This is a genomic window from Senegalia sp. (in: firmicutes) (assembly GCF_052088025.1).
In the GTDB taxonomy this organism is placed as follows: Bacteria; Bacillota; Clostridia; order Tissierellales; family SIT17; genus Anaeromonas.
Genome location: NZ_JBQCYD010000020.1, coordinates 1 through 23848, shown reverse-complemented (window position 1 = coordinate 23848; position 23848 = coordinate 1). Strand labels below are relative to the sequence as shown.

The window sequence follows — 23848 nt, the reverse complement described above, 5'->3', positions numbered from 1 at the left end:
TCTTTCTGATATTGATGGAGATTATAAAATGAAAAAGTTTTATAATCTCATCGGTATTTTAAAGGAGGAGACTTAATTTGTTGTCGAATCTCAAAGATAGAAACAAAGTAATAGGAACCAAACAGGCTAAAAGATTTTTAATAAAAGATGAAGTAGAGATTTTATATATAGCAGAAGATGCAGATAAAAATATTGTTGATGATTTACTTAAAGAATCTAATGGTAAATCTGTTGAAATTATTTTTATAAAAAGCATGAGAGAGCTAGGAGAAGCCTGTGGAATCGATGTTAAAGCTGCAACAGTAGCTATACTTAAGTAAAATTTGGAAGGAGGTGCCTATATGCCAACTATCAATCAATTAGTAAGAAAAGGTAGAAAGAAAGTAACTAAAAAATCTGACTCTCCACATTTAAATGATGGATTTAACTCTTTAAAAAAGAAGACTACAAAGATAAATTCACCACAAAAAAGAGGAGTTTGTACAGCAGTTAAAACAGTAACACCTAAGAAACCTAACTCAGCTTTAAGAAAAATAGCAAGAGTGAGACTTACAAATGGACATGAAGTTACAGCTTATATCCCAGGGATAGGTCATAATCTTCAAGAACATAGTGTTGTTCTTATAAGAGGAGGTAGAATCAAAGACTTACCTGGAGTAAGATATCACATTGTAAGAGGTACGTTAGATACATCAGGTGTTGATGAAAGAAGACAAGCAAGAAGTAAGTATGGTACTAAAAAGCCACAAAACTAAAATAGTATTATGGTAAAAGCGCGGAATGTAATGCTATCGATTCCTAAGGATTTTATAGCTTAATATATACATTATGTGCACCACGATTTTTAAAAAATCGAGTACCGAAGAATTAATCTTGATTATTAAGGAGGGAAGCGACGTGCCAAGAAAAGGACATATTCAAAAAAGAGAAGTAATGGAAGATCCTATATATAAGGATGTAATAGTAACAAAATTAATAAACTCTATCATGTTAGATGGTAAAAGAGGAGTTGCTCAAAAGATTATTTATACGGCTTTTGATACTATAGCTGAAAAAACAGGTGAAGATGCATTAGAAGTTTTTCATAATGCATTAGAAAATATAATGCCTGTATTAGAAGTTAAAGCAAGACGTGTAGGTGGAGCTACTTATCAAGTTCCAATAGAAGTTAGACCTAGAAGAAGACAAACATTAGGACTTAGATGGTTAACAACTTACTCTAGAAAAAGAGGCGAAAAAACTATGAGTGAGAGATTAGCTAAGGAAATAATGGATGCTAACAATGAAGCTGGAGCAAGTGTTAAGAAAAAAGAAGATACTCATAGAATGGCAGAGGCTAACAAAGCATTTGCACATTATAGATGGTAATAAACGAGCAGTAAGAAGGAGGAAACAATTATGGCAAGAGATTATCCTTTAGAAAAAACTCGAAATATTGGAATAATGGCTCATATAGATGCAGGTAAAACTACTGCAACTGAAAGAATATTATTCTATACAGGAAAGTTACACAAATTAGGAGAAACTCATGAAGGTGGCGCCCAAATGGACTGGATGGAGCAAGAGCAGGAAAGAGGAATTACAATCACGTCTGCCGCTACAACAGCTTTTTGGAAGGACCATAGAATAAATATTATAGATACACCAGGGCATGTGGACTTCACAGTAGAAGTTGAAAGATCACTTCGTGTGCTTGATGGATCCGTTGCTATATTTGACGCAAAAAGTGGTGTTGAACCACAGTCTGAAACAGTTTGGCGTCAAGCAGATAAGTACGGAGTTCCTAGAATGTGCTTTGTAAACAAGATGGATAAAATGGGTGCAGATTTCTTTATGTCTGTAGCTACAATGAGAGAAAAGTTAAAAGCTAATGCAGTTCCTATTCAAATGCCTATAGGTGCAGAAGAAGATTTTAAAGGTATTATTGATCTTATAGATATGGATGCAAAAATTTATTTAGATGATTTAGGACAAGAAATTGAAATCGTAGAAATTCCTGAAGATTTAAGAGCTAAGGCAGAAGAACTTAGAGAAAACTTAATTGAAAAAGTTTCTGAAGCTGATGAAGATTTAATGATGAAATATTTAGAAGGTGAAGAAATCACTAATGAAGAATTAAAGGTTGGAATTAGAAAAGCTACTATAGCTAATCAAATAGTTCCTGTTCTTTGTGGTTCAGCTTATAAAAACAAAGGTGTTCAATTATTAATTGATGCTATTGTAGAATATATGCCTTCACCACTTGATGTACCACCAATACAAGGTATAATACCAAACACTGAAGAACAATCAGAAAGACCATCTTCAGATGAGGAACCTTTTAGTGCTTTAGCATTCAAAATAATGACAGATCCATATGTTGGAAAGCTTGCTTTCTTTAGAATTTATTCTGGAACTATGGAATCTGGCTCATATGTTTTGAATTCAACTAAAAACAAAAGAGAAAGAATTGGTCGTATATTACAGATGCATGCTAATAGTAGAGAAGAAATAGATATTGCTTATGCTGGAGATATAGGGGCAGCAGTAGGTCTTAAAGGTACTGGAACAGGAGATACACTTTGTGATCCTGACAATCCAATAATACTTGAGTCTATGATATTCCCTGAACCAGTTATATCTGTAGCTATAGAGCCTAAAACTAAAGCAGGACAAGAAAAGATGGGTATAGGCCTTGCAAAACTTGCAGAAGAAGATCCTACTTTTAGAACTTATACTGATGAAGAAACAAATCAAACTATAATTTCTGGTATGGGAGAACTTCATTTAGAGATTATTGTAGATAGACTTTTAAGAGAATTTAAAGTTGAAGCAAATGTAGGTAATCCTCAAGTTGCTTATAGAGAATCAATCACTAAATCAGCTGATGTAGATTCTAAATATGCTAAACAATCTGGTGGTAAGGGTCAATATGGTCATGTTAAGTTAATCATGGAACCACTTAAACCAGGTTCAGGATATGAATTTGTAAATAAGATTAAAGGTGGATCTGTTCCTAAGGAATATATACCAGCTGTTGATCAAGGTATACAAGAAGCAGCACAAACAGGTATCCTTGCAGGATATCCAGTTTCGGATTTTAGAATTACATTATATGATGGATCATATCATGAGGTTGACTCATCAGAAATGGCATTTAAAATAGCGGGCTCAATGGGCTTTAAAGATGCTATGGCAAAAGCAGGTCCAGTTATATTAGAACCATATATGAAGGTAGAAGTACTTATACCTGAAGAATATATGGGTGATGTAATGGGAGATGTAAACTCTAGAAGAGGTAGAATTGAAAGCTTTGAAGATAGACATGGAATTAAAGCTATAAATGCATTTGTTCCTTTATCTGAAATGTTTGGATATGCTACAGATCTTCGTTCTAACACACAGGGTCGTGGAAACTACTCTATGGAATTAGATCATTTTGAAGCAGTACCAAAGAGTATTGCAGAAGAAATTATGGGAAAATAATTTAAAATATTGAGGAGGATTAATAATGGGAAAAGCAAAATATGAAAGAAATAAACCACATGTTAACGTAGGAACAATAGGTCATGTTGACCATGGTAAAACTACATTAACAGCAGCAATATCAGCAGTATTAAACAACAGACTAGGAACAGGTGCAGCAACATCATTTGACAATATAGATAAGGCACCAGAAGAAAGAGAAAGAGGAATTACAATATCAACATCTCACATAGAGTATGAGACAGAAAACAGACATTATGCACATGTTGACTGCCCAGGTCATGCTGACTATGTAAAGAACATGATAACAGGAGCAGCACAAATGGATGGAGCGATATTAGTAGTATCAGCAGCAGATGGACCAATGCCACAAACAAGAGAGCATATACTATTATCACGTCAAGTAGGAGTACCAGAAATAGTAGTATTCTTAAACAAGGCAGATATGGTAGATGATGAAGAATTAATCGAACTAGTAGAGATGGAAGTAAGAGAATTACTATCAGAATATGAATTTGATGGAGACGACATTCCAGTAGTAGTAGGATCAGCTCTAAAAGCATTAGAAGACCCAGCAGGAGAGTGGGGAGATAAAATAATGGAATTAATGGAATCAGTAGATGAGACAATTCCATCCCCAGAGAGAGAAATAGACAAAGACTTCCTAATGCCAGTAGAAGATGTATTCTCAATCACAGGAAGAGGAACAGTAGCAACAGGAAGAGTAGAAAGAGGAATATTAAAAGTACAAGATACAGTAGAACTAGTAGGACTTACAGACAAGCCAAGACAAGTAGTATGTACAGGAGTAGAGATGTTTAGAAAATTATTAGATCAAGCGCAAGCAGGAGATAATATAGGAGCACTTCTAAGAGGAATCCAAAGAGATGAAATTGAAAGAGGCCAAGTATTATCAAAGCCTGGAACAATAACACCACATACTAAATTCAAATCTGAAGTATATGTATTAAATAAAGATGAAGGTGGACGTCACACACCATTTTTCAATGGATATAGACCACAGTTTTTCTTTAGAACAACAGATGTAACAGGAGCAATCCAGTTAGAAGAAGGCGTAGAAATGGTAATGCCAGGAGATAACGCACAGTTTACAATAGAACTTATTACACCAATAGCAATGGAAAAAGGACTTAAATTTGCTATACGTGAAGGTGGAAGAACAGTTGGAGCTGGAGTAGTTAGTGAGATAGTAGAGTAAATATAAGTATTTAAATTAAAAGAAGGGGACGCCCTTCTTTTAATTTAATAAAAATAAATATAAAAAAATAAAAAAAGTTAAAAAAAACCCTTGTAATTTGTGTTATTATAAGTTAAAATATTAAAGTATGCGATTGACATGCGATGAGGCAAAAGGTAGCTGGATTTTAACAGGGAATTTTTGCTGAGAATGTCCAATATTTAATTGGGCGACAGGCTTTACTAATACTTATCTTTTTTAAAATATAACACACACGGGTAAGTGTATCGGTAGAACCTTGTCGTATGTAAATAAACATGCGATAAAAGGAGGGAATCGTAAATGGCTAATAATGCTAATGAGAAACAAAAAATAAGAATCAGATTAAAAGCTTATGATCACAATGTTTTGGATGCATCTGCTGAAAAAATAGTTGAAACTGCTAAAAGAACTGGTGCTAAGGTTTCAGGACCTGTACCATTACCAACAGAAAAGCAAATCATAACAATCTTAAGAGCTGTGCATAAGTACAAAGACTCTAGAGAACAGTTTGAACAAAGAACTCATAAGAGATTAATTGATATCTTAAGTCCAACACCAAAAACTGTTGATTCGTTAATGAGACTTAATTTACCAGCAGGTGTGGATATTGAAATTAAATTATAAGAAAAATAAGTAATGGTTAACACCTTACTTAGAATGATTGCCTATAAGGGTAATCCGCTGTAAGAAAACAGGAGGTGTATGTAATGAAAGGTATATTAGGAAAGAAAGTTGGAATGACTCAAATTTTCACTGAAGAAGGAAATGTTGTTCCGGTAACTGTTGTAGAAGCAGGTCCTATGAATGTAGTTCAAATAAAGACTACAGATATTGATGGCTACAATGCTATTCAAATAGGATATTCTGATATAAAAGAAAAAAATGTAAACAAGCCTTTAAAGGGACATTTTAACAAGGCTCAAGTTGAACTTAAAAGACATTTAGCAGAATTTAGAGCTGATGATGTAGAAGGATTCAACGTAGGGGACGAGTTAAAAGTTGATTTATTTGAAGCTGGAGATATGATTGATGTAAGTGGAGTATCGAAGGGTAAGGGATTCCAAGGTGTTATTAAAAAGTATGGACAATCAAGAGGTCCTGAAACACATGGTTCTCATTATCATAGAAGACCTGGTTCAATGGGTGCTTCATCTAGTCCATCTAAGGTATTTAAAGGTAAGAAATTACCTGGACATATGGGACATAAAAAAGTAACAGTTCAAAACTTAGAAATAGTAAAAATTGACACAGAAAATAATTTACTACTTGTTAAAGGTGCAATACCTGGACCAAAAGGTGGATTATTAACAATAAAAGAAAGCGTAAAGGCTTCTAAATAAGTTCTATAGAAGGGAGGATATGAAATGCCTAAAGTAGCTTTATACAACATAAACGGAGAACAAATTGATGATATAGAATTAGATGATAATGTGTTTGGTGTTGAAGTTAATAGACACGTTTTATATGAAGTAGTTAAAAATCAATTAGCTAATAAGAGACAAGGAACTCAATCTGTTAAGACTAGAGCTGAAGTAAGAGGTGGAGGAAGAAAGCCTTGGAGACAAAAAGGTACAGGTAGAGCTCGTCAAGGAAGTATAAGAGCACCACATTTTGTTGGTGGTGGAGTATCATTTGCTCCAAAACCAAGAGATTATAGTTATAGTGTACCAAAGAAAGTTAGAAGACTTGCTATGAAATCAGCTTTAAGTTCTAAAGTTATAGACAATGAAATGTTTGTAATTGATGCATTAAATATTGATGCACCTAAAACTAAAGAGATTACAAATATGTTAAAAAGCTTAAATTCAAGCAAAAAAGCGCTTATAGTTATGGATAGAAAAGATGAAAATATCATAAAATCAGCTAGAAATATTAAAGGTGTACAAACTGCACTTGTTAATACAATAAATGTATATGATATATTAAAATATGATGCTTTTATCATAACAAAAGATGCTGTTAAAAAAGTGGAGGAGGTGTATGCATAATGCGTAATCCACACGATATAATTAGAAGACCTATAGTGACGGAGCAAAGTATGAATAATATGGCTGAAGGTAAATACACTTTTGTAGTGGATAAAAAAGCCAATAAAACTGAAATAAAAAATGCTATTGAAAAAGTATTTGATGTTAAGGTGAGTAAAGTCAACACAATGAATATGACTGGAAAGCTTAAAAGAATGGGTAAGAATATTGGAAGAAGACCAGGCTGGAAAAAAGCTATGGTAACTTTAACAGAAGATAGTAAAGGAATTGAATTCTTCGAAGGTATGTAATAAATATTTAGTAAGAAGGAGGGAAATATAAATGGGTATTAAGAAATTTAGACCTACTTCACCGGCTTTAAGACAAATGACAGTTTCTACTTTTGATGAAATAACTACAAATGAGCCAGAAAAATCACTTTTATCTTCTTTAAATAAGAAGTCTGGAAGAAATAATGATGGTAAGATAACTATACGTCATAGAGGCGGCGGAGCAAAAAGAAAATATAGAATAATAGATTTTAAAAGAACTAAAGATGGTGTTCCTGGAAAAGTAGCTACAATAGAGTACGATCCAAATAGAACAGCAAATATAGCTTTGATTCATTATGCAGATGGTGAAAAAAGATATATATTAGCACCTAACAAGTTAAAAGTTGGAGATATGATTGAATCAGGTGAAGATGTAGATATCAAAATAGGTAATGCATTACCACTTAAATTTATACCAGTAGGTACGGTGATTCACAATATAGAACTTAAAGCTGGAAAAGGTGGACAAATGGTAAGATCAGCAGGTAACTCTGCACAACTTACTGCAAAAGAAGGAAACTATGCTCAAGTTAAACTTCCGTCAAGTGAAGTTAGAATGGTAAGAATTGAATGTAGAGCAACAATAGGTCAAGTAGGTAATATAGATCATGAAAATATTACAATAGGTAAAGCTGGTAGAAAGAGACATATGGGAATTAGACCTACTGTAAGAGGTAGTGTTATGAACCCTAACGATCATCCACACGGTGGTGGTGAAGGTAGAACTCCTATAGGTAGACCATCTCCAGTAACTCCATGGGGTAAGCCTACGCTTGGATATAAGACTCGTCAAAAGAATAAGAAGTCTGATAAGTACATTGTAAGAGCAAGGAAGAGAAAATAATAAAATTAAGATAATAAGAGTTGAAAGGAGGCACTTTAATGGGTAGATCATTAAAGAAAGGACCTTTTGTAGATGATCATTTAATGAAAAAGGTTGAAGAATTAAATGAGAAAGATGATAAAAAAGTAATAAAGACATGGTCACGTCGTTCAACTATATTTCCTCAAATGATAGGACACACTATAGCGGTTTATGACGGTAGAAAACATGTACCGGTATATGTAACTGAAGATATGGTTGGTCATAAACTAGGTGAGTTTGCTCCAACTAGAACATTCAGAGGTCATGGAGATACAGAAAAGAAAACATCACTTAGATAATAAGTTAAGTATTTTGATGTGAGGAGGGACGAAAATGGAAGCTAAAGCAATAGCTAAACATATTAGAATTTCACCTAGAAAAGTTCAAATAGTTGCTGACCTAGTAAGAGGTAAAAATGTAGATGAAGCACTTGCTATATTAAAATTTACTCCTAGAAAAGGCGCAGATAAATTAGAAAAAGTTCTAAAATCAGCAGTAGCAAATGCTGAAAATAATCTTGATTTAGATAGAGATAATTTATTTATATCAGAAGTTTATGCAAATCAAGGTCCAACACTTAAAAGATGGAGACCTAGAGCTCAAGGTAGAGCATTTCAAATTAGAAAAAGAACTAGTCATATAGGTGTAGTAGTTAAGGAAAGAGAATAGAAAAGGAGGGATACGAATGGGTCAAAAAGTTAACCCGCATGGTCTAAGGGTCGGTATTATAAAAGATTGGGATTCTAAATGGTATGCAGACAAGAAAAACTTTGCTGATTTCTTAGTAGAAGATAATAGCATAAGAACATATGTTAAGAAAAAAATGTTCATAGCTGGAATTTCTAAAATAGAAATAGAAAGAGCAGCAAATAGAATCAAGCTTAATGTTTTCACAGCTAAACCTGGTATGGTTATAGGAAAAGGTGGATCTGGTGTAGAAGGATTAAGAAAAGAATTAGAAAAAATGACTGATAAAAAAGTTGTTGTAAACGTAGAAGAAGTTAAGGTTCCAGAAAAAGATGCTCAGTTAGTTGCAGAAAACATTGCATCACAAATTGAAAGAAGGGTATCCTTCAGACGTGCAATGAAGCAAAGTATTCAAAGAACAATGAGAACTGGAGTAGAAGGTATTAAGACTTCTGTAGCTGGAAGATTAAATGGAGCAGATATGGCTAGAACAGAAGGATATAGTGAAGGTACTATACCTCTACACACACTTAGAGCAGATATTGATTATGGATTTGCTGAAGCTGATACAACTTATGGAAAAATTGGAGTTAAAGTTTGGATATATAAAGGAGAAGTTCTTCCAGTTAAAGAAGAACAGTAATACCTTAAGGAAGGAGGAATAGGTCATGTTAATGCCTAAAAGAGTAAAGCACCGTAAAGAGCATAGAGGAAGAATGAAAGGTAAGGCAACTAGAGGAAATACTATCACTTATGGAGAGTATGGAATTCAAGCTTTAGAGCCTAGTTGGATTACGTCAAACCAAATAGAGGCAGCAAGAAGGGCTATGACAAGGCATGTAAAAAGAGGTGGTAAGATTTGGATCAAAGTCTTCCCCGACAAACCAGTAACTAAAAAACCTGCTGAAACTCGTATGGGTAAAGGTAAGGGTTCACCGGAATACTGGGTAGCCGTTGTAAAGCCAGGTAGAATAATGTTTGAAATAGCTGGAGTACCAGAAGAATTAGCAAGAGAAGCTATGAGATTAGCAATGCATAAACTACCTATAAAAACAAAATTTGTAACTCGTGATGAGGGTGGTGAAGCTAATGAAAGCTAGTGAACTACGTGATATGACAATAAAAGAATTAGATAACAAACTAGCGGAGTTAAAGTCTGAGTTATTCAACTTAAGATTCCAGTTAGCTACTGGACAACTTGATAATCCTATGAGAATAAAAGTTGTAAGAAAAGATATAGCAAGAGTAAAAACTATAACAAGAGAACGCGAACTAAAGGAATTACAGGCTTAATAGTTCCATGAGAGGAGGGCTAATTAATGGAAAGAGCAAATAGAAAAGTAAGAACAGGTAAGGTAATGAGCGATAAGATGGATAAGACTGTAGTTGTTGGAGTAGAAACATTTATCTCTCACCCACTTTATGGAAAGCAAGTTAAGAGAACTACGAAATTTAAAGCTCATGATGAAAAGAATGAATGTAATATAGGCGATAAGGTAAAAATCATGGAAACTAGACCATTAAGCAAGCAAAAAAGATGGAGATTAGTAGAAATTATAGAAAAAGCTAAATAATCCTTACAGAACCGAAGGGAGGGTAATATATGATTCAAGTTGAATCTCGTTTAAAAGTAGCGGATAACTCTGGTGCAAAAGAGTTATTATGTATAAAAGTTTTAGGTGGAACAAGAAGAAAATACGCAAGTGTTGGAGATATAATAGTTGCTTCTGTTAAAGTGGCAACACCAGGCGGTGTTGTTAAAAAAGGTGAAGTAATAAAAGCAGTAGTTGTGAGAACTAAAAAGGGTATAAGAAGAGATGATGGAAGTTACATTAGATTCGATGAAAATGCTGCTGTTATCGTTAAAGATGACAAACAGCCAACAGGAACTCGTATTTTTGGTCCTGTAACAAGAGAACTAAGAGATGGAAACTTCATGAAAATAATCTCACTAGCACCTGAAGTATTATAAAGGGAGGTGTAATGAATGCACGTGAAAAAAGGAGATACTGTTATAGTTATAGCAGGTAAAGATAAGGGCAAAAAAGGAAAAGTGTTACAAGTTATACCTAAGAAAAACAGAGTATTAGTTGAAGGTGTAAATATGATAACAAAACATCAAAAGCCTAGTCAACAAATGCAACAAGGTGGTATAATTCATCAAGAAGGCGCTATTCATGCATCAAATGTTATGGTTTTTAGTAAATCAGACAATCAAGGCGTAAGAGTAGGATATAAAAAATTAGACAATGGTAAAAAAGTAAGAGTTAGTAAGAAGAGTGGAGAAGTAATCGACTAAGTTTCGTGAGAGGAGGATAGTTTATGACATCACGTTTAAAGGAAAAATATACAAATGATGTAATTCCATCACTTGTTGAAAAATTTAATTATGAAAATGTAATGGAAGTACCTAAATTAGATAAAATAGTAATAAATATGGGTATGGGCGTAGCAAAAGACAACCCTAAAGCTTTAGAAACAGCAATAGAAGAGCTTAAAATTATAACAGGACAAAATCCTATAACAACTAAGGCTAAAAAATCTGTTTCTAACTTTAAGCTTCGTGAAGGTATGCCAATAGGAGCAAAAGTTACTCTTAGAGGGTCAAGAATGTATGACTTTTTAGATAAATTAATGAACGTTGCTTTACCAAGAGTTAGAGACTTCAGAGGAATTTCTAAGACATCTTTTGATGGTAGAGGAAATTATGCTCTAGGTATTAAAGAGCAATTAATATTCCCTGAAATTGAATATGATAAAGTAGATAGAATTAATGGTATGGATATAATTATAGTAACTACTGCTAAAAATGATGAAGAATCTAGAGAATTTTTAGCTCTTATGGGAATGCCCTTTAAAAAATAGTAAGGAGGGATTTAAGTGGCAAAAAAAGCTATGAAATTAAAGCAACAAAAACAAGCAAAATATAGCACACAAGCTTATAATAGATGTAGAATTTGTGGGAGACCTCATGGTTATTTAAGAAAATTCGGTGTATGTCGTATATGTTTTAGAGAACTAGCATATAAAGGACAGATACCTGGAGTTAGAAAAGCAAGTTGGTAAGAAAAATGAAGAATGGAAGGAGGTAACTCTAAATGTCAATGACAGATCCAATCGCTGATATGTTAACAAGAATAAGAAATGCTAATCGTCAAAAACACGATACAGTAGATATTCCTGCTTCTAATATCAAGAAATCATTAGCTGAGATTTTACTAAATGAAGGTTTTGTAAAAGGTTATGATGTAATTGAAGATGATAAACAAGGAATAATTAGAGTACAACTTAAGTATAGTAGAGATAATGAAAAAGTTATAACTGGACTTAAAAGAATATCTAAACCAGGACTTAGAGTATATGCTAAAAAAGATGAAATACCAAGAGTTTTAGGAGGACTAGGAATAGCAGTTCTTTCTACTTCAAAAGGTATATTAACGGATAAAGAAGCTAAAAAGAATGACGTAGGTGGAGAAGTAATCTGCTACGTATGGTAATAGATTATTACTAGATCTATGAGGAGGTGCAATTCAATTATGTCAAGAATAGGTCTTAAACCAATAAATATGCCTGAGGGTGTTGAGGTTAAATTAGATGATAAAAACTACATGGTAGTTAAAGGACCAAAAGGAACATTAGAACAAAAGTTAGAAAAAGATATGAATATTGAAATAAAAGATGACGAAATTACTGTTAGTCGTCCTACTGAAAATAAAAGACATAAATCCCTTCACGGACTTACAAGAACACTGATCGATAATATGATAGTTGGTGTTACTAAGGGATATGAAAAAACTTTAGAGATACAAGGTGTAGGTTACCGTGCAAATAAGCAAGGTAAAAGTTTAAACTTAACACTAGGTTTTTCACATCCAGTAGAAATGGAAGATCCAGAAGGAATTGAAACTGAAGTTCCATCTAACACTAAGATAATAGTTAGAGGAATAGACAAGCAAAAAGTAGGAAACTATGCAGCTGTAATAAGAGAACTTAGAAAACCTGAGCCATACAAGGGTAAAGGTATAAGATATGCAGGCGAAAAAGTAAGACGTAAAGAAGGTAAAACTGCTAAATAGAAAGAAAGGAGTGAAAAGAAATGCTTAACAAAGTGAGAAAAAATGAGAGAAGAACAAAAAGACATGCTAGAGCAAGAAATAAAGTGCATGGAACTCCTGAAAGACCTAGATTAAATGTCTATAGAAGTTTAAATCATATATATGCTCAAATAATTGATGACGTTAATGGCGTTACTTTAGTTCAAGCATCCACTCTTGATAAAGATTTAAAAGAAAAATTAGAAACTACATCTAATAAAGAAGCTGCAAGAGAAGTAGGAAAGCTTGTAGGAGAAAAAGCTAAGAATGAAAATATAGAATCTGTAGTTTTTGATAGAGGTGGACATATTTATCATGGTAGAGTAAAAGAATTAGCTGAAGGTGCAAGAGAAGCTGGTCTTAATTTTTAGATGAAGGAGGGGAATTAATGAATCGCGGACGTATTGATGCAAGTGAATTAGACTTACAAGAAAAAGTTGTTAATATAAATCGTATAACTAAAGTTGTAAAAGGTGGTAGAAACTTTAGATTTAGCGCACTTGTAGTAGTTGGTGATGGTAATGGTCATGTTGGAGTAGGAATGAGCAAGGCTATTGAAATCCCAGATGCTATAAGAAAAGCTATAGATGATGCTAAAAAACATTTAATTAAAGTTCCTATGGTTGGAACTACAATACCACATGAAATTATAGGTAAATTTGGTGCAGGAAATGTATTATTAAAACCAGCTCCAGAAGGTACAGGAGTTATAGCAGGTGGTCCTGTTCGTGACGTATTAGAACTTGCAGGTGTTAGAGATATAAGAACAAAGTCACTAGGTACATCTAATCCAAGAAACATGGTAAGTGCAGTTATGGAAGGATTAAATAGACTTAAAACATCTGAAGAAGTTGCAAAGCTAAGAGGAAAATCAGTAGAAGAAATTACAGGTTAGGGGGCGAGTACCTTGGCTAAACTAAAAATAAAATTGACAAGAAGTAAAATAGGCAAAACTGAAAAGCAAATAAGAACAGTTGAGGCTTTAGGACTTAGAAAAATAGGTCAAGTGGTAGAGCACGAAGATAATCCACAAATAAGAGGTATGGTAAATAGAATTAACCATATGGTAGAAATAGTTAAGTAATTTTAAAGTAAGGAGGTGCGACTATGAAACTTCATGAGTTAAGACCTAACAAAAATGGAGGCACTAAAAACCGTAAAAGACTTGGTAGAGGAACAGCTACAGGTCAAGGTAAAACTTCTGGTAGAGGTTCAAATGGACAAAATTCACGTTCTGGTGGAGGAGTAAGACCAGGATTTGAAGGTGGACAAATGCCTATATATATAAGATTACCTAAAAGAGGTTTTACAAATGTATTTGCTACAAATTATTCTATAGTAAATGTAGAAGATTTAAATAGATTTGAAGAAGGAACAGAAATAACTCCAGAATTATTAAAAGAATCAGGAGTTTTAAGAAAGCTTCAAGACGGCGTTAAGATACTTGGAAATGGTGAGTTAAATACAAAATTAACTATCAAAGCCCATAAATTCAGCAAGACAGCTGTTGAAAAAATAGAGGCTGCAGGGGGAAAGGTAGAGGTGATCTAAAGTGTTATCAACTCTAAAGAATGCATGGAAAATTCCGGATTTAAGAAAAAAAATGCTATTCACATTATTGATGTTAGCAATATTTAGATTAGGATCAAATATACCAGTTCCCTTTATGAATAAAGAAGTTATAAAACAGTTATTTGAAGGCAGTGGTGGTGGAGTATTAGAACTATTTAACATGATGAGTGGTGGAGCTTTTGGTCAAATGACTATTTTTGCTCTTAATATTTATCCATACATTACTGCATCTATTGTAATTCAACTATTAACTATAGTTATACCGGCTTTAGAGTCACTTGCTAAAGAAGGAGAAGTAGGAAGGAAAAAGATCGCTCAATATACTAGATACTTAACAGTAGTTTTTGCTTTAGTTCAAGCAATAGGTATATCAGTTGGTTTATTCCAAAATGCCATAATAGGTGAAGGAATACTTCCTATAATAGTAGTAGTAATAACAATTACAGCAGGTACAGCTTTCCTAATGTGGTTAGGTGAACAGATAACTGAAAATGGTATAGGAAACGGTATATCACTTATAATCTTTGCAGGTATTATATCAAGAATTCCTGGAGGAATATATAACGCAATAAACCTTTGGTTAAATGCTGGTACTGTTAGTTTGATAGAATTAATTTTATTTGCTATAATAGCTATAATAGTTATAGCAGGAGTTGTAGCAATTCAAGAAGGACAAAGAAGGATACCTGTTCAATATGCTAAAAGAGTAGTTGGAAGAAAAATGTATGGAGGACAAAGCACGCATATCCCATTAAAAGTATTAATGGCTGGAGTTATTCCTGTTATATTTGCGTCATCGTTATTAGCTTTTCCACAAACATTAGGGTTTTTCTTTGAAAGCTGGGCAGCTTTTATATCTAAGTGGTTATCACCACAAGGTAGTCCCGGAGTTTGGATTTATTCATTATTGAATGTAATATTAATTGTATTCTTTACTTATTTTTATACTGCAATACAATTTAATCCAGTTGAATATGCAAACAATTTAAAACAAAACGGTGGTTTTATTCCTGGTATCAGACCTGGAAGACCAACTACAGAATATTTAAACAGGGTTATATCAAGACTTACTTTAGTTGGAGCAATAGTTCTTGCTTTAATTGCTACTATGCCAACTATATTATCTTCATTTGGTAATTTAAAAATAGGTTTTGGAGGAACAGCACTATTAATCGTAGTTGGTGTTGCACTAGAAACTGTTAAACAAATGGAGTCACAAATGATGATGAGACATTATAAAGGATTCTTAAAATAGAAAACTCTCTAAGGAGATGAGATTTTGAGACTTATATTATTAGGACCACCTGGAGCTGGGAAAGGAACCCAAGCTTCAGGTATAATAAATAAATATGATATTCCTCATATATCTACAGGAGATATATTTAGAAAGAACATTAAAGAAGGTACTGATTTAGGCAAAAAAGCTAAGGAATACATGGATAAGGGACTATTAGTTCCTGATGAATTAGTTGTAGATTTAGTAGCTGATAGGTTAACTGAAGATGATACTAAAAAAGGATTTTTATTAGATGGTTTTCCAAGAACAGTAGCTCAAGCAAATGCTCTAGATGATGAACTCAACAAATTAGGTTGGTCTTTAGATAATGTTATAAATATAATAGTATCAAAAGATGATTTAATTGAAAGAGCTGTAGGTAGAAGAATATGTAAAGATTGTGGTGCTACTTATCATATTAAATTTAATCCATCCACTATACCAGGTAAATGTGATGTATGTGATGGTGAACTTTATCAAAGAGATGATGACACAAAAGAAACAGTAGCTAAAAGAATAGAAGTATATGAAAATCAGACTTCACCTTTAATAGAATATTATGATGATAAAAATATTTTGTTAAACATTGATGGAGCTCAAGATATAGATAAAGTTTTTAATGATGTAGTAGTTGCTCTAAGGAGTAATAATTAATGATAATTTTAAAAAGCAAAAGAGAGATAGAAAAGTTAAAAGTAGCTGGAAGTTTAGTTCGTAAGACTCATGAATATTTGAAAGAACTTATTAAACCCGGTATAACAACAAAAGAGCTTGATGATGCTGCATATGAGTTTATAACAAGTCATGGTAGTACTCCAGCCTTTAAAGGTTATCAAGGTTTTCCTGGAAGCATTTGTGCTTCAATAAATGATGAAGTAGTTCATGGGATACCAGGTTCGAGAAAGCTAAATGATGGTGATATTATAAGTATTGATATAGGTACTATAATAGATGGTTATTATGGAGATGCTGCTAGGACTTATGGTGTTGGTGAAATAAGTCAAAATGCTAAAAAGCTTATAGATGTAACTAGAGAAAGTTTTTTTGAAGGAATCAAATTTGCTAAAGAAGGTTATAGATTAACTGATATATCTCATGCTATACAAACCTATGTAGAAAGCAATGGTTTTTCAGTTGTAAGAGATTACGTAGGCCATGGTATAGGAACTGAGATGCATGAAGATCCACAAATACCTCATTATGGTCCACCTAATAAGGGACCAAGACTGAAAGAAGGTATGGTGCTTGCAATTGAACCTATGGTAAATGAAGGTACTTTTAAAGTTAAAGTATTAGAAGATGAATGGACAGTAGTCACATTAGATGGCAAGCTATCTTCTCATTATGAAAATACTATAGCTATTACCGATGGAGAACCAGAAATTTTAACCTAGAGGTGAAGCACATGGAAACTACAAGTAAATTAAAATTAGGTCAAGTAGTAATATCTAATGCTGGAAGAGATAGTGATAAATATTTCATTGTAGTAGATATAATAGATAAGGATTATATTCTACTAGTTGATGGAGATCTAAGAAAGCTAGATAATCCTAAAAAGAAAAAAATTAAACATATAAAAAAGACAAATACAATTTTTAATGAAATTGATCAAAAAATTAAAGCTAAAGAAAAGTTCAACAATGCTTATATTAGAAAATTATTGGCTTCTTTAGTAAAAGAGAATTAAAGCCAGGAAATGGAGGTTATATAACCTTATGTCCAAAAAAGATGTTATAGAGGTAGAAGGTACTATTAAAGAAACTTTACCAAATGCAATGTTCAAGGTAGAATTAGAAAATGGTCATGAGATATTAGCACATATTTCAGGCAAATTAAGAATGAACTTCATAAGAATTCTCCCTGGAGATAAAGTTACTGTTGAATTGTCACCATATGACTTATCAAGAGGAAGGATTACGTGGCGTAAGAAGTAACAAGGAGGGATTACAGTGAAGGTAAGACCATCAGTAAAAAAGATGTGCGAAAAATGCAAACTTATTAGAAGAAAAGGAAAAGTAATGGTTATATGCGAAAATCCTAAGCACAAACAAAAACAAGGTTAATTTACCCTAGTTTTATATTAGGTTTTGTAGTATAATATTTACTTGATTAATAAAAATAGAAGCGCGGCTGCTTTATGGATAGATAATCGTAAACATAGGTTTAGGAGGTGCAAGCTTAAATGGCGAGAATCGCAGGTATAGATTTACCAAGAGATAAAAGAGTAGTAATTGGTTTAACTTATATATTTGGTATAGGTAAAGCAAAATCAATTGAATTATTAAACACTACTGGAGTTAATCCAGATACAAGAATAAAAGATTTAACTGAAGATGAAGTAAATAAATTAAGAAATGAAATAGATAATGTTTTAGTTGAAGGTGATCTTAGAAGAGAAATAGCTATGAATATCAAGAGACTTAAAGAAATTGGTAGTTATAGAGGTATGAGACATAGAAGAGGTCTACCAGTAAGAGGACAGCATACTAAAAACAATGCAAGAACTAGAAAAGGTCCTAAAAAACTAGCAAGTAAAAAGAAAAAGAAATAAAGGAGGGACTTATAAGTGGCTAAAAAAGCAGTAAAAAAAGGTCGTGTAAAGAAAAGACAACGTAAAAATATTGAAAGAGGTCAAGCTCATATTCAGTCAACTTTTAACAATACTATTGTTACTATAACTGACACTAGCGGAAATACATTATCATTTGCAAGTGCTGGTCAGCTTGGTTTTAGAGGGTCAAGAAAGTCAACTCCATTTGCAGCTCAAATGGCAGCAGAAGAAGCAGCTAAAGCTGCTATGATTCATGGATTGAAAACAGTGGAAGTATATGTTAAAGGTCCTGGTTCAGGAAGAGAGTCTGCAATTAGATCATTACAAGCTACTGGATTAGAAGTAAACTTGATAAAAGATGTTACTCCAATCCCACATAATGGTTGTAGACCACCTAAGAGAAGAAGAGTATAATATATAGAGATTAAGGAGGTTCAAATATATGGCAAGATATACAGGACCCGTATGTAGACAATGTCGTAGAGAAGGCTTAAAGCTTTATCTAAAAGGAGACAAATGTTTTACAGATAAATGTCCAATTACTAGGAGAAATTATGCACCTGGTGAGCACGGACAGGGTAGAAAAAAATTATCGAATTATGGAGTTCAATTAAGAGAAAAGCAAAAAGTACGTAGATATTATGGAGTTTCTGAAAAGCAATTCGCTAAATACTTTGACATGACTGATAAAATGGAAGGTATTGCTGGTGAAAACTTTTTAAAGATATTAGAAACTAGATTAGATAATGTAATTTATAGATTAGGACTTGCATCATCTAGACCAGAAGCAAGACAACTTGTAAATCATGGACATTTCTTAATAAATGGTAGTAAAGTTGATATACCATCTTATTTTGTAAATGTAGGTGATGAGATAGAGATTAAAGCTAAGAGCGAAAAATCAATTAAGTTTAAAGAATTAGTTGAAGGTCACCAAGGAAATGTTCCTGCGTGGTTAAATATAGACACAGAAAACTTAAAAGGTAAAGTTACTGCAGAGCCTTCAAGAGAAGATATTGAGCTCCCAATTGAAGAACACTTAATAGTAGAGTGGTATTCTAAGTAATAAAGTTTAGAATTGGTTGCCCTCAGAATAGATAAAAAACTTATAGGGAGGGTTAAGTTGATGATAAAAATAGAAAAGCCAAAAATAGAAGTTATAGAATTAAGTGAAGATAATACCTATGGAAAGTTTGTAGTAGAACCTTTAGAAAGAGGGTATGCTACAACACTAGGTAATTCTCTTAGGAGAATATTACTTTCTTCATTACCTGGTGCAGCTGTTTCATCTATCAAAATCCAAGGAATATTACATGAGTTTTCAACAATTCCTGGAGTGGTAGAAGATGTTACAGAAATAATATTAAATGTGAAAAATATTGCAGCTATTATGCATACAGATGAGCTTTCAACTTTAATAATTGATGTTGAAGGAGAAGGCGAAGTTACTGCTGGAGATATTCAAGTAGGTGGAGATATAGAAATCTTGAATAAAGATTTGCATATAGCTACTCTAGATAAAAATGCAAAATTATATATAGAGTTAGTTATGGAAAAAGGAAGAGGCTATGTTCCTGCTGAAAAGAATAAAAAAGAAGAAGATCCAATTGGAACTCTACCAATAGATTCTATTTATACTCCGGTTAAAAAGGTTAATTTTAGCACTGAAAATACTAGAGTAGGTCAAGTAACTGATTATGGTAAATTAGTACTTGAAGTATGGACTGATGGTACAATCAAACCTGATGAAGCAGTTTCACTAGGTTCTAAGATATTTAGTGAACATCTAAATCTATTTATAACTCTTACAGATACTGTAGATGATGTAGAGATTATGGTGGAAAAAGAAGAAGATACTAAAGAAAGAGTACTAGAAATGACAATTGAAGAACTTGATCTTTCTGTTAGGTCTTATAACTGTCTAAAAAGAGCAGGCATAAATACTGTTGAAGAATTAACTGATAAATCAGAAGAAGATATGATGAAAGTTAGAAATTTAGGAAAGAAATCCCTAGAAGAAGTAGAGAAAAAATTAAAAGATCTAGGTTTAGGTCTAGAAAATGAAGAAGAATAGAATGACCCTAAGAAGAAGGAGGGATACGAGATGGCTAAGTTAAGAAAGCTTGGACGCCCTACTCACCATAGAAAGACTATGTTAAGAAATTTAGTAACAAGTCTTTTAAGAGAAGGTAGAATAGAAACTACAGTAACAAGGGCTAAAGAAACTAGAAGATTGGCTGAAAAAATGATCACACTTGGTAAAAAAGGTGATTTACATTCTAGACGTCAAGTACTATCATATATATATGATGAAACAGTAGTTAAAGAATTATTTGAAGAGATAGCACCTAAGTATGAAGAAAGAAATGGTGGATATACAAGAATAATGAAGTTAGGACCTCGTAGAGGCGACGGTTCTGAAATGGCTATAATTGAACTAATATAAATAATTAGAGGGGCTAAGAATATTCTTAGCCCCTTTAATTATTTGTATTACTGTGCTAAAATATAAGAAGGTTAATACTAATTAATCCTATAGAGAGGATAGAAAAAAATGAATGATATAATGATAAAGGCTGAAAACTTAACATATGAGTATAAAAGTAGTGAAGATAAGACTAATATGGCACTTGATAATGTGAATTTAGAGATAAAAAAAGGTGAATTTGTAGTCATCTTAGGTCATAATGGTTCAGGCAAATCTACACTTGCAAAACATATAAATGCATTATTACTTCCTACAAAGGGTAATTTATACGTAAAGGGTATGGATACATTAGATGAGGATGAACTTTGGAATATAAGATCAACAGCAGGAATGGTATTTCAAAACCCAGACAACCAATTAGTAGCTACAATAGTAGAAGAAGATGTAGCATTTGGTCCTGAAAATCAAGGCGTAGAACCTAGTGAAATTAGGAAAAGAGTAGATAGAGTACTTGAAATAGTAGAAATGACAAAATATAAAGAACATGCCCCACATCTTTTATCAGGTGGACAAAAACAAAGAATAGCAATAGCTGGAGTACTTGCTATGAATCCAGAATGCATTATCTTAGATGAGCCTACAGCAATGCTTGATCCATCAGGTAGAATAGAAGTAATGGAAACTATAAAGAGATTAAATAAGAATGAAGGAAAAACCATAGTACACATTACTCATTATATGGATGAGGCAGTAGATGCTGATAGGATACTTGTAATGGAAGAAGGTAAGATTGTTCTTGAAGGCACACCAAAACAAGTATTTTCACAAGTAGAAAAAATGAAACAATATGGTCTAGATATACCTCAAGTTACTGAATTATCATACAAGCTTAAAAATAAAGGGATTAATATACCGATTGATATATTAACAGTAGAAGAGATGGTGAAGTTAATATGAAAATAAGAATTGAAAATTTAAATCATATATATAATCCTGGAAATCCATTTGAAATAAAAGCTTTAGATGATATAAATTTAGAAATAGATAAAGGCGAATTTGTAGGACTTATAGGACATACTGGTTCTGGAAAATCAACTTTAATTCAACATTTAAATGGACTTTTAAAAGCCACAAGTGGAAAGATTTTTATAGGAGATACGGAAATAACAAAAAAGGATACTAAATTTAAAAAAATAAGACAAAGAGTGGGATTAGTATTTCAATATCCCGAACATCAATTATTTGAAGAGACAGTCTGTAAGGATATAGCTTTTGGTCCCAAGAATTTAGGCTTAAGTGAAGAAGAAATTGAAATAAGAATAAAAGAATCTATGGAAGTAGTAGGATTAAATTATGAAGAAGTAAAAGATAGATCTCCTTTTGAATTAAGTGGAGGCCAAAGGAGAAGAGTTGCAATAGCTGGAGTGCTTGCTATGAAACCAGATATATTGATATTAGATGAACCTACAGCAGGACTTGATCCAAGGGGAAGAGATGAGATACTTGGACAAATAAAATCACTTTATGAAAAATATAAAATTACAATAATACTTGTATCTCACAGTATGGAAGATATTGCAAAGCTTGTAAACAAGTTAATAGTTATGCATAAGGGTAGAATAAGTATGGTAGATGGACCACGAGCTATATTTAAGAGAGTAGAAGAATTAGAAAATATAGGACTTGGGATACCGCAAATAACATATTTAATGAGAGAACTTAAAAAAAGAGGAAAAGATATAAAAGATGATGTACTTACAGTAGAAGAAGCAGAAGAAGAATTATTAAAATATTTAAGGAGTAAAAATGATGCTTAAAAATATAACAATAGGACAGTACTTTCCAGGAAAGACTGTTATTCATAATTTAGATCCCAGAATTAAAATCATGATCACATTATTATTTATAATATCATTATTTTTTATAAATAGTTTTATACCTTATTTATTTGTTACAGCCTTTGTTTTGTTATCAATTTTATTATCAAAGGTACCTATAAAGTTCATATTAAAGGGGCTTAAACCATTATTAATTATAATATTAATTACATTTTTTATAAATGCATTATTAACACCGGGCGAAGTATTATATAAATTAGGACCACTTAAAATTACAATAGAAGGACTAAGGCAAGCTACATTTATGGCACTTAGACTTGTTTTTCTTATAATGGGTACTTCACTTTTGACACTTACAACTTCTCCAATTTCATTAACTGATGGAATAGAAAAGTTATTAAATCCATTTAGAAAAATAGGATTACCAGCACATGAACTGGCTATGATGATGACTATAGCACTTAGGTTTATTCCAACACTTTTAGAGGAAACTGATAAGATAATGAAAGCTCAAATGGCAAGAGGAGCTGATTTTGAAAGTGGAAATATAATGAATAGAGCAAAGAGTTTAGTACCACTTCTTGTACCACTTTTTATATCGGCATTTAGGCGTGCAGATGAGCTTGCTATGGCAATGGAGGCAAGGTGTTATAGGGGTGGAGATAATAGGACTAGAATGAAAGTATTAAACTTAGAACTAAGAGACTTTTTAGCCATGTCTATATCAATTTTACTCTTACTTATAATATTAATATTTAGATATGTAATTTAAAAGGATGTAATTATGAGAAATATTAAACTTACCATAGAATACGATGGATTAAATTATAAAGGTTGGCAAAAGCAACCTAGTCAAATATCAATTCAAGAAGTAATAGAAGATGCAATATTTAAAATAACAAGAGAAAAAGTCAAATTAGAAGCATCAGGCAGGACAGATAAAGGTGTACATGCATTTGCACAAATTGCTAATTTTAAAACAGATTCAAACATAGTAGAATATAAAATGCTAAAAGGTATAAATAGTGTATTACCAAAAGATATTGTTATAAGAAAAGTAGAAGAAGTGGATATGGATTTTCATGCAAGATATAAGGCAAAGGGAAAGACATATAAATATATAATATATAATTCAGATATAAGAAATTCTATATATAGAAATCATACTTATCATGTACCTTATAAATTAGATATGGATAAATTTAGAAAAAATACTCAAATACTAATAGGAACTCATGATTTTACTTCCTTTACTTCTATAAAAGAAGGCACAGACAATAAAATTAGAACAATATATAGTATTGATATAATAGAAAATGGAGAAATGATAGAACTCATATTTAAAGGTAATGGCTTCTTATACAATATGATAAGAATAATAGTAGGAACTTTAATAGATATCTCTAGAGGCAAGATAAAAGAAGATATAAATGAAGTTTTAAAAGCTAAAAACAGAAAAATAGCAGGAGCTACAGCACATAGTCATGCATTATATTTAATGGAAGTTTATTATTAAATATAAATTAAAATACT

The 23848-nt window shown here is 32.4% G+C and carries 41 protein-coding genes; all 41 read left to right on the top strand.

Going from position 1 to position 23848, the window contains the following annotated elements; all coding sequences use genetic code 11:
• Positions 1-80 precede the first annotated feature (80 nt).
• The 41 genes from ACTHUW_RS07210 to truA all read left to right on the top strand — a co-directional run bounded on the left by ACTHUW_RS07210 (position 81) and on the right by truA (position 23831).
• Positions 81-320, top strand: a complete 240-nt coding sequence (locus ACTHUW_RS07210; RefSeq protein WP_442196602.1) for a ribosomal L7Ae/L30e/S12e/Gadd45 family protein — start codon at positions 81-83, stop codon at positions 318-320.
• A 21-nt stretch (positions 321-341) separates the two neighbouring features.
• The gene (gene rpsL, locus ACTHUW_RS07205) at positions 342-755 is read left to right on the top strand and encodes a 30S ribosomal protein S12 (RefSeq protein WP_442196603.1); all 414 of its coding nucleotides are present in this window, start codon (positions 342-344) and stop codon (positions 753-755) included.
• A 142-nt stretch (positions 756-897) separates the two neighbouring features.
• A complete protein-coding gene (gene rpsG, locus ACTHUW_RS07200) occupies positions 898-1368 on the top strand; it encodes a 30S ribosomal protein S7 (RefSeq protein ID WP_442196604.1) in 471 nt (156 codons plus the stop codon).
• Between the two features lie 30 nt (positions 1369-1398).
• Entirely contained in the window at positions 1399-3465 is a 2067-nt protein-coding gene (gene fusA / locus ACTHUW_RS07195; RefSeq protein WP_442196605.1) for an elongation factor G, read from the top strand.
• 25 nt (positions 3466-3490) lie between these two features.
• Positions 3491-4684, top strand: a complete 1194-nt coding sequence (gene tuf, locus ACTHUW_RS07190; protein ID WP_442212876.1) for an elongation factor Tu — start codon at positions 3491-3493, stop codon at positions 4682-4684.
• A gap of 321 nt (positions 4685-5005) precedes the next feature.
• Complete coding sequence (gene rpsJ / locus ACTHUW_RS07185) at positions 5006-5329, top strand: 30S ribosomal protein S10 (protein ID WP_442196607.1); 324 nt, start codon at positions 5006-5008, stop codon at positions 5327-5329.
• An 83-nt stretch (positions 5330-5412) separates the two neighbouring features.
• Positions 5413-6045 (top strand): 50S ribosomal protein L3, encoded by a 633-nt coding sequence (gene rplC / locus ACTHUW_RS07180; RefSeq protein ID WP_442196608.1) that lies wholly within the window; start codon positions 5413-5415, stop codon positions 6043-6045.
• A gap of 24 nt (positions 6046-6069) precedes the next feature.
• Positions 6070-6693 carry a 50S ribosomal protein L4 gene (gene rplD / locus ACTHUW_RS07175; protein ID WP_442196609.1) on the top strand — a complete coding sequence of 208 codons (624 nt, stop codon included), beginning with the start codon at positions 6070-6072 and terminating at the stop codon, positions 6691-6693.
• Positions 6693-6983: a 50S ribosomal protein L23 gene (gene rplW, locus ACTHUW_RS07170; RefSeq protein ID WP_442196610.1), complete on the top strand. Its 291-nt coding sequence runs from the start codon at positions 6693-6695 to the stop codon at positions 6981-6983. Before rplD ends, rplW begins: the two co-directional genes overlap by 1 nt.
• Positions 6984-7014: 31 nt before the next feature.
• Entirely contained in the window at positions 7015-7848 is an 834-nt protein-coding gene (gene rplB, locus ACTHUW_RS07165; protein ID WP_442196611.1) for a 50S ribosomal protein L2, read from the top strand.
• Positions 7849-7886: 38 nt separating this feature from the next.
• Positions 7887-8168 (top strand): 30S ribosomal protein S19, encoded by a 282-nt coding sequence (rpsS, locus tag ACTHUW_RS07160; RefSeq protein WP_442196612.1) that lies wholly within the window; start codon positions 7887-7889, stop codon positions 8166-8168.
• A gap of 34 nt (positions 8169-8202) precedes the next feature.
• On the top strand, positions 8203-8538 hold the full coding sequence (gene rplV / locus ACTHUW_RS07155; RefSeq protein ID WP_442196613.1) for a 50S ribosomal protein L22: 336 nt from the start codon (positions 8203-8205) through the stop codon (positions 8536-8538).
• 16 nt (positions 8539-8554) lie between these two features.
• Positions 8555-9199 carry a 30S ribosomal protein S3 gene (gene rpsC, locus ACTHUW_RS07150; protein WP_442196614.1) on the top strand — a complete coding sequence of 215 codons (645 nt, stop codon included), beginning with the start codon at positions 8555-8557 and terminating at the stop codon, positions 9197-9199.
• 25 nt (positions 9200-9224) lie between these two features.
• Positions 9225-9656 carry a 50S ribosomal protein L16 gene (gene rplP / locus ACTHUW_RS07145; RefSeq protein WP_442198834.1) on the top strand — a complete coding sequence of 144 codons (432 nt, stop codon included), beginning with the start codon at positions 9225-9227 and terminating at the stop codon, positions 9654-9656.
• The gene (gene rpmC, locus ACTHUW_RS07140) at positions 9646-9849 is read left to right on the top strand and encodes a 50S ribosomal protein L29 (RefSeq protein WP_442196616.1); all 204 of its coding nucleotides are present in this window, start codon (positions 9646-9648) and stop codon (positions 9847-9849) included. The genes rplP and rpmC overlap by 11 nt, the downstream gene beginning before the upstream one ends.
• 26 nt (positions 9850-9875) lie before the next feature.
• Complete coding sequence (rpsQ, locus tag ACTHUW_RS07135; RefSeq protein WP_442196617.1) at positions 9876-10130, top strand: 30S ribosomal protein S17; 255 nt, start codon at positions 9876-9878, stop codon at positions 10128-10130.
• A 29-nt stretch (positions 10131-10159) separates the two neighbouring features.
• Entirely contained in the window at positions 10160-10528 is a 369-nt protein-coding gene (gene rplN / locus ACTHUW_RS07130) for a 50S ribosomal protein L14 (protein ID WP_442196618.1), read from the top strand.
• 15 nt (positions 10529-10543) lie between these two features.
• Positions 10544-10855 carry a 50S ribosomal protein L24 gene (gene rplX, locus ACTHUW_RS07125; protein ID WP_442196619.1) on the top strand — a complete coding sequence of 104 codons (312 nt, stop codon included), beginning with the start codon at positions 10544-10546 and terminating at the stop codon, positions 10853-10855.
• A 23-nt stretch (positions 10856-10878) separates the two neighbouring features.
• A complete protein-coding gene (gene rplE, locus ACTHUW_RS07120) occupies positions 10879-11421 on the top strand; it encodes a 50S ribosomal protein L5 (RefSeq protein WP_442196620.1) in 543 nt (180 codons plus the stop codon).
• A 15-nt stretch (positions 11422-11436) separates the two neighbouring features.
• Positions 11437-11622: a type Z 30S ribosomal protein S14 gene (locus ACTHUW_RS07115; protein ID WP_442196621.1), complete on the top strand. Its 186-nt coding sequence runs from the start codon at positions 11437-11439 to the stop codon at positions 11620-11622.
• A gap of 32 nt (positions 11623-11654) precedes the next feature.
• A complete protein-coding gene (gene rpsH, locus ACTHUW_RS07110; RefSeq protein ID WP_442196622.1) occupies positions 11655-12053 on the top strand; it encodes a 30S ribosomal protein S8 in 399 nt (132 codons plus the stop codon).
• A gap of 39 nt (positions 12054-12092) precedes the next feature.
• Positions 12093-12632 (top strand): 50S ribosomal protein L6, encoded by a 540-nt coding sequence (gene rplF, locus ACTHUW_RS07105; protein WP_442196623.1) that lies wholly within the window; start codon positions 12093-12095, stop codon positions 12630-12632.
• Positions 12633-12652: 20 nt separating this feature from the next.
• Positions 12653-13021 carry a 50S ribosomal protein L18 gene (gene rplR / locus ACTHUW_RS07100; protein WP_442196624.1) on the top strand — a complete coding sequence of 123 codons (369 nt, stop codon included), beginning with the start codon at positions 12653-12655 and terminating at the stop codon, positions 13019-13021.
• A 17-nt stretch (positions 13022-13038) separates the two neighbouring features.
• A complete protein-coding gene (gene rpsE / locus ACTHUW_RS07095) occupies positions 13039-13545 on the top strand; it encodes a 30S ribosomal protein S5 (protein ID WP_442196625.1) in 507 nt (168 codons plus the stop codon).
• A gap of 12 nt (positions 13546-13557) precedes the next feature.
• Entirely contained in the window at positions 13558-13734 is a 177-nt protein-coding gene (gene rpmD / locus ACTHUW_RS07090; protein ID WP_442196626.1) for a 50S ribosomal protein L30, read from the top strand.
• A 23-nt stretch (positions 13735-13757) separates the two neighbouring features.
• Positions 13758-14201 (top strand): 50S ribosomal protein L15, encoded by a 444-nt coding sequence (gene rplO, locus ACTHUW_RS07085; RefSeq protein ID WP_442196627.1) that lies wholly within the window; start codon positions 13758-13760, stop codon positions 14199-14201.
• Between the two features lies 1 nt (position 14202).
• The gene (gene secY / locus ACTHUW_RS07080; protein WP_442196628.1) at positions 14203-15477 is read left to right on the top strand and encodes a preprotein translocase subunit SecY; all 1275 of its coding nucleotides are present in this window, start codon (positions 14203-14205) and stop codon (positions 15475-15477) included.
• A gap of 24 nt (positions 15478-15501) precedes the next feature.
• Positions 15502-16152, top strand: coding sequence for an adenylate kinase (locus ACTHUW_RS07075; RefSeq protein ID WP_442196629.1), 651 nt, complete (start codon positions 15502-15504; stop codon positions 16150-16152).
• The gene (map, locus tag ACTHUW_RS07070) at positions 16152-16892 is read left to right on the top strand and encodes a type I methionyl aminopeptidase (RefSeq protein WP_442196630.1); all 741 of its coding nucleotides are present in this window, start codon (positions 16152-16154) and stop codon (positions 16890-16892) included. Before ACTHUW_RS07075 ends, map begins: the two co-directional genes overlap by 1 nt.
• An 11-nt stretch (positions 16893-16903) precedes the next feature.
• Positions 16904-17185, top strand: a complete 282-nt coding sequence (locus tag ACTHUW_RS07065) for a hypothetical protein (RefSeq protein ID WP_442196631.1) — start codon at positions 16904-16906, stop codon at positions 17183-17185.
• 28 nt (positions 17186-17213) lie between these two features.
• Positions 17214-17432: a translation initiation factor IF-1 gene (infA, locus tag ACTHUW_RS07060; RefSeq protein ID WP_442196632.1), complete on the top strand. Its 219-nt coding sequence runs from the start codon at positions 17214-17216 to the stop codon at positions 17430-17432.
• Positions 17433-17447: 15 nt separating this feature from the next.
• The gene (gene rpmJ, locus ACTHUW_RS07055) at positions 17448-17561 is read left to right on the top strand and encodes a 50S ribosomal protein L36 (RefSeq protein WP_130807950.1); all 114 of its coding nucleotides are present in this window, start codon (positions 17448-17450) and stop codon (positions 17559-17561) included.
• A gap of 119 nt (positions 17562-17680) precedes the next feature.
• Positions 17681-18049: a 30S ribosomal protein S13 gene (rpsM, locus tag ACTHUW_RS07050; protein WP_442196633.1), complete on the top strand. Its 369-nt coding sequence runs from the start codon at positions 17681-17683 to the stop codon at positions 18047-18049.
• Between the two features lie 15 nt (positions 18050-18064).
• On the top strand, positions 18065-18463 hold the full coding sequence (gene rpsK, locus ACTHUW_RS07045; RefSeq protein ID WP_442196634.1) for a 30S ribosomal protein S11: 399 nt from the start codon (positions 18065-18067) through the stop codon (positions 18461-18463).
• Positions 18464-18491: 28 nt separating this feature from the next.
• Complete coding sequence (rpsD, locus tag ACTHUW_RS07040) at positions 18492-19115, top strand: 30S ribosomal protein S4 (protein WP_442196635.1); 624 nt, start codon at positions 18492-18494, stop codon at positions 19113-19115.
• Between the two features lie 60 nt (positions 19116-19175).
• A complete protein-coding gene (locus ACTHUW_RS07035) occupies positions 19176-20123 on the top strand; it encodes a DNA-directed RNA polymerase subunit alpha (RefSeq protein ID WP_442198833.1) in 948 nt (315 codons plus the stop codon).
• A 30-nt stretch (positions 20124-20153) separates the two neighbouring features.
• A complete protein-coding gene (gene rplQ, locus ACTHUW_RS07030; protein WP_442196637.1) occupies positions 20154-20495 on the top strand; it encodes a 50S ribosomal protein L17 in 342 nt (113 codons plus the stop codon).
• Between the two features lie 108 nt (positions 20496-20603).
• A complete protein-coding gene (locus ACTHUW_RS07025) occupies positions 20604-21434 on the top strand; it encodes an energy-coupling factor transporter ATPase (protein ID WP_442198832.1) in 831 nt (276 codons plus the stop codon).
• Positions 21431-22294: an energy-coupling factor transporter ATPase gene (locus ACTHUW_RS07020; RefSeq protein WP_442196639.1), complete on the top strand. Its 864-nt coding sequence runs from the start codon at positions 21431-21433 to the stop codon at positions 22292-22294. The genes ACTHUW_RS07025 and ACTHUW_RS07020 overlap by 4 nt, the downstream gene beginning before the upstream one ends.
• A complete protein-coding gene (locus tag ACTHUW_RS07015) occupies positions 22287-23087 on the top strand; it encodes an energy-coupling factor transporter transmembrane component T family protein (protein ID WP_442196640.1) in 801 nt (266 codons plus the stop codon). The genes ACTHUW_RS07020 and ACTHUW_RS07015 overlap by 8 nt, the downstream gene beginning before the upstream one ends.
• A 12-nt stretch (positions 23088-23099) precedes the next feature.
• A complete protein-coding gene (gene truA, locus ACTHUW_RS07010) occupies positions 23100-23831 on the top strand; it encodes a tRNA pseudouridine(38-40) synthase TruA (RefSeq protein WP_442196641.1) in 732 nt (243 codons plus the stop codon).
• Positions 23832-23848 lie beyond the last annotated feature (17 nt).

Coding starts and splice junctions, on each gene's coding strand:
- rpsL (WP_442196603.1), top strand. CDS start 342: ATGCCAACTATCAATCAATTAGTAAGAAAAGGTAGAAAGAAAGTAACT.
- fusA (WP_442196605.1), top strand. CDS start 1,399: ATGGCAAGAGATTATCCTTTAGAAAAAACTCGAAATATTGGAATAATG.
- tuf (WP_442212876.1), top strand. CDS start 3,491: ATGGGAAAAGCAAAATATGAAAGAAATAAACCACATGTTAACGTAGGA.
- rpsJ (WP_442196607.1), top strand. CDS start 5,006: ATGGCTAATAATGCTAATGAGAAACAAAAAATAAGAATCAGATTAAAA.
- rplC (WP_442196608.1), top strand. CDS start 5,413: ATGAAAGGTATATTAGGAAAGAAAGTTGGAATGACTCAAATTTTCACT.
- rplD (WP_442196609.1), top strand. CDS start 6,070: ATGCCTAAAGTAGCTTTATACAACATAAACGGAGAACAAATTGATGAT.
- rplW (WP_442196610.1), top strand. CDS start 6,693: ATGCGTAATCCACACGATATAATTAGAAGACCTATAGTGACGGAGCAA.
- rplB (WP_442196611.1), top strand. CDS start 7,015: ATGGGTATTAAGAAATTTAGACCTACTTCACCGGCTTTAAGACAAATG.
- rpsS (WP_442196612.1), top strand. CDS start 7,887: ATGGGTAGATCATTAAAGAAAGGACCTTTTGTAGATGATCATTTAATG.
- rplV (WP_442196613.1), top strand. CDS start 8,203: ATGGAAGCTAAAGCAATAGCTAAACATATTAGAATTTCACCTAGAAAA.
- rpsC (WP_442196614.1), top strand. CDS start 8,555: ATGGGTCAAAAAGTTAACCCGCATGGTCTAAGGGTCGGTATTATAAAA.
- rplP (WP_442198834.1), top strand. CDS start 9,225: ATGTTAATGCCTAAAAGAGTAAAGCACCGTAAAGAGCATAGAGGAAGA.
- rpmC (WP_442196616.1), top strand. CDS start 9,646: ATGAAAGCTAGTGAACTACGTGATATGACAATAAAAGAATTAGATAAC.
- rpsQ (WP_442196617.1), top strand. CDS start 9,876: ATGGAAAGAGCAAATAGAAAAGTAAGAACAGGTAAGGTAATGAGCGAT.
- rplN (WP_442196618.1), top strand. CDS start 10,160: ATGATTCAAGTTGAATCTCGTTTAAAAGTAGCGGATAACTCTGGTGCA.
- rplX (WP_442196619.1), top strand. CDS start 10,544: ATGCACGTGAAAAAAGGAGATACTGTTATAGTTATAGCAGGTAAAGAT.
- rplE (WP_442196620.1), top strand. CDS start 10,879: ATGACATCACGTTTAAAGGAAAAATATACAAATGATGTAATTCCATCA.
- rpsH (WP_442196622.1), top strand. CDS start 11,655: ATGTCAATGACAGATCCAATCGCTGATATGTTAACAAGAATAAGAAAT.
- rplF (WP_442196623.1), top strand. CDS start 12,093: ATGTCAAGAATAGGTCTTAAACCAATAAATATGCCTGAGGGTGTTGAG.
- rplR (WP_442196624.1), top strand. CDS start 12,653: ATGCTTAACAAAGTGAGAAAAAATGAGAGAAGAACAAAAAGACATGCT.
- rpsE (WP_442196625.1), top strand. CDS start 13,039: ATGAATCGCGGACGTATTGATGCAAGTGAATTAGACTTACAAGAAAAA.
- rplO (WP_442196627.1), top strand. CDS start 13,758: ATGAAACTTCATGAGTTAAGACCTAACAAAAATGGAGGCACTAAAAAC.
- map (WP_442196630.1), top strand. CDS start 16,152: ATGATAATTTTAAAAAGCAAAAGAGAGATAGAAAAGTTAAAAGTAGCT.
- ACTHUW_RS07065 (WP_442196631.1), top strand. CDS start 16,904: ATGGAAACTACAAGTAAATTAAAATTAGGTCAAGTAGTAATATCTAAT.
- infA (WP_442196632.1), top strand. CDS start 17,214: ATGTCCAAAAAAGATGTTATAGAGGTAGAAGGTACTATTAAAGAAACT.
- rpsM (WP_442196633.1), top strand. CDS start 17,681: ATGGCGAGAATCGCAGGTATAGATTTACCAAGAGATAAAAGAGTAGTA.
- rpsD (WP_442196635.1), top strand. CDS start 18,492: ATGGCAAGATATACAGGACCCGTATGTAGACAATGTCGTAGAGAAGGC.
- ACTHUW_RS07035 (WP_442198833.1), top strand. CDS start 19,176: ATGATAAAAATAGAAAAGCCAAAAATAGAAGTTATAGAATTAAGTGAA.
- rplQ (WP_442196637.1), top strand. CDS start 20,154: ATGGCTAAGTTAAGAAAGCTTGGACGCCCTACTCACCATAGAAAGACT.
- ACTHUW_RS07025 (WP_442198832.1), top strand. CDS start 20,604: ATGAATGATATAATGATAAAGGCTGAAAACTTAACATATGAGTATAAA.
- ACTHUW_RS07020 (WP_442196639.1), top strand. CDS start 21,431: ATGAAAATAAGAATTGAAAATTTAAATCATATATATAATCCTGGAAAT.
- ACTHUW_RS07015 (WP_442196640.1), top strand. CDS start 22,287: ATGCTTAAAAATATAACAATAGGACAGTACTTTCCAGGAAAGACTGTT.
- truA (WP_442196641.1), top strand. CDS start 23,100: ATGAGAAATATTAAACTTACCATAGAATACGATGGATTAAATTATAAA.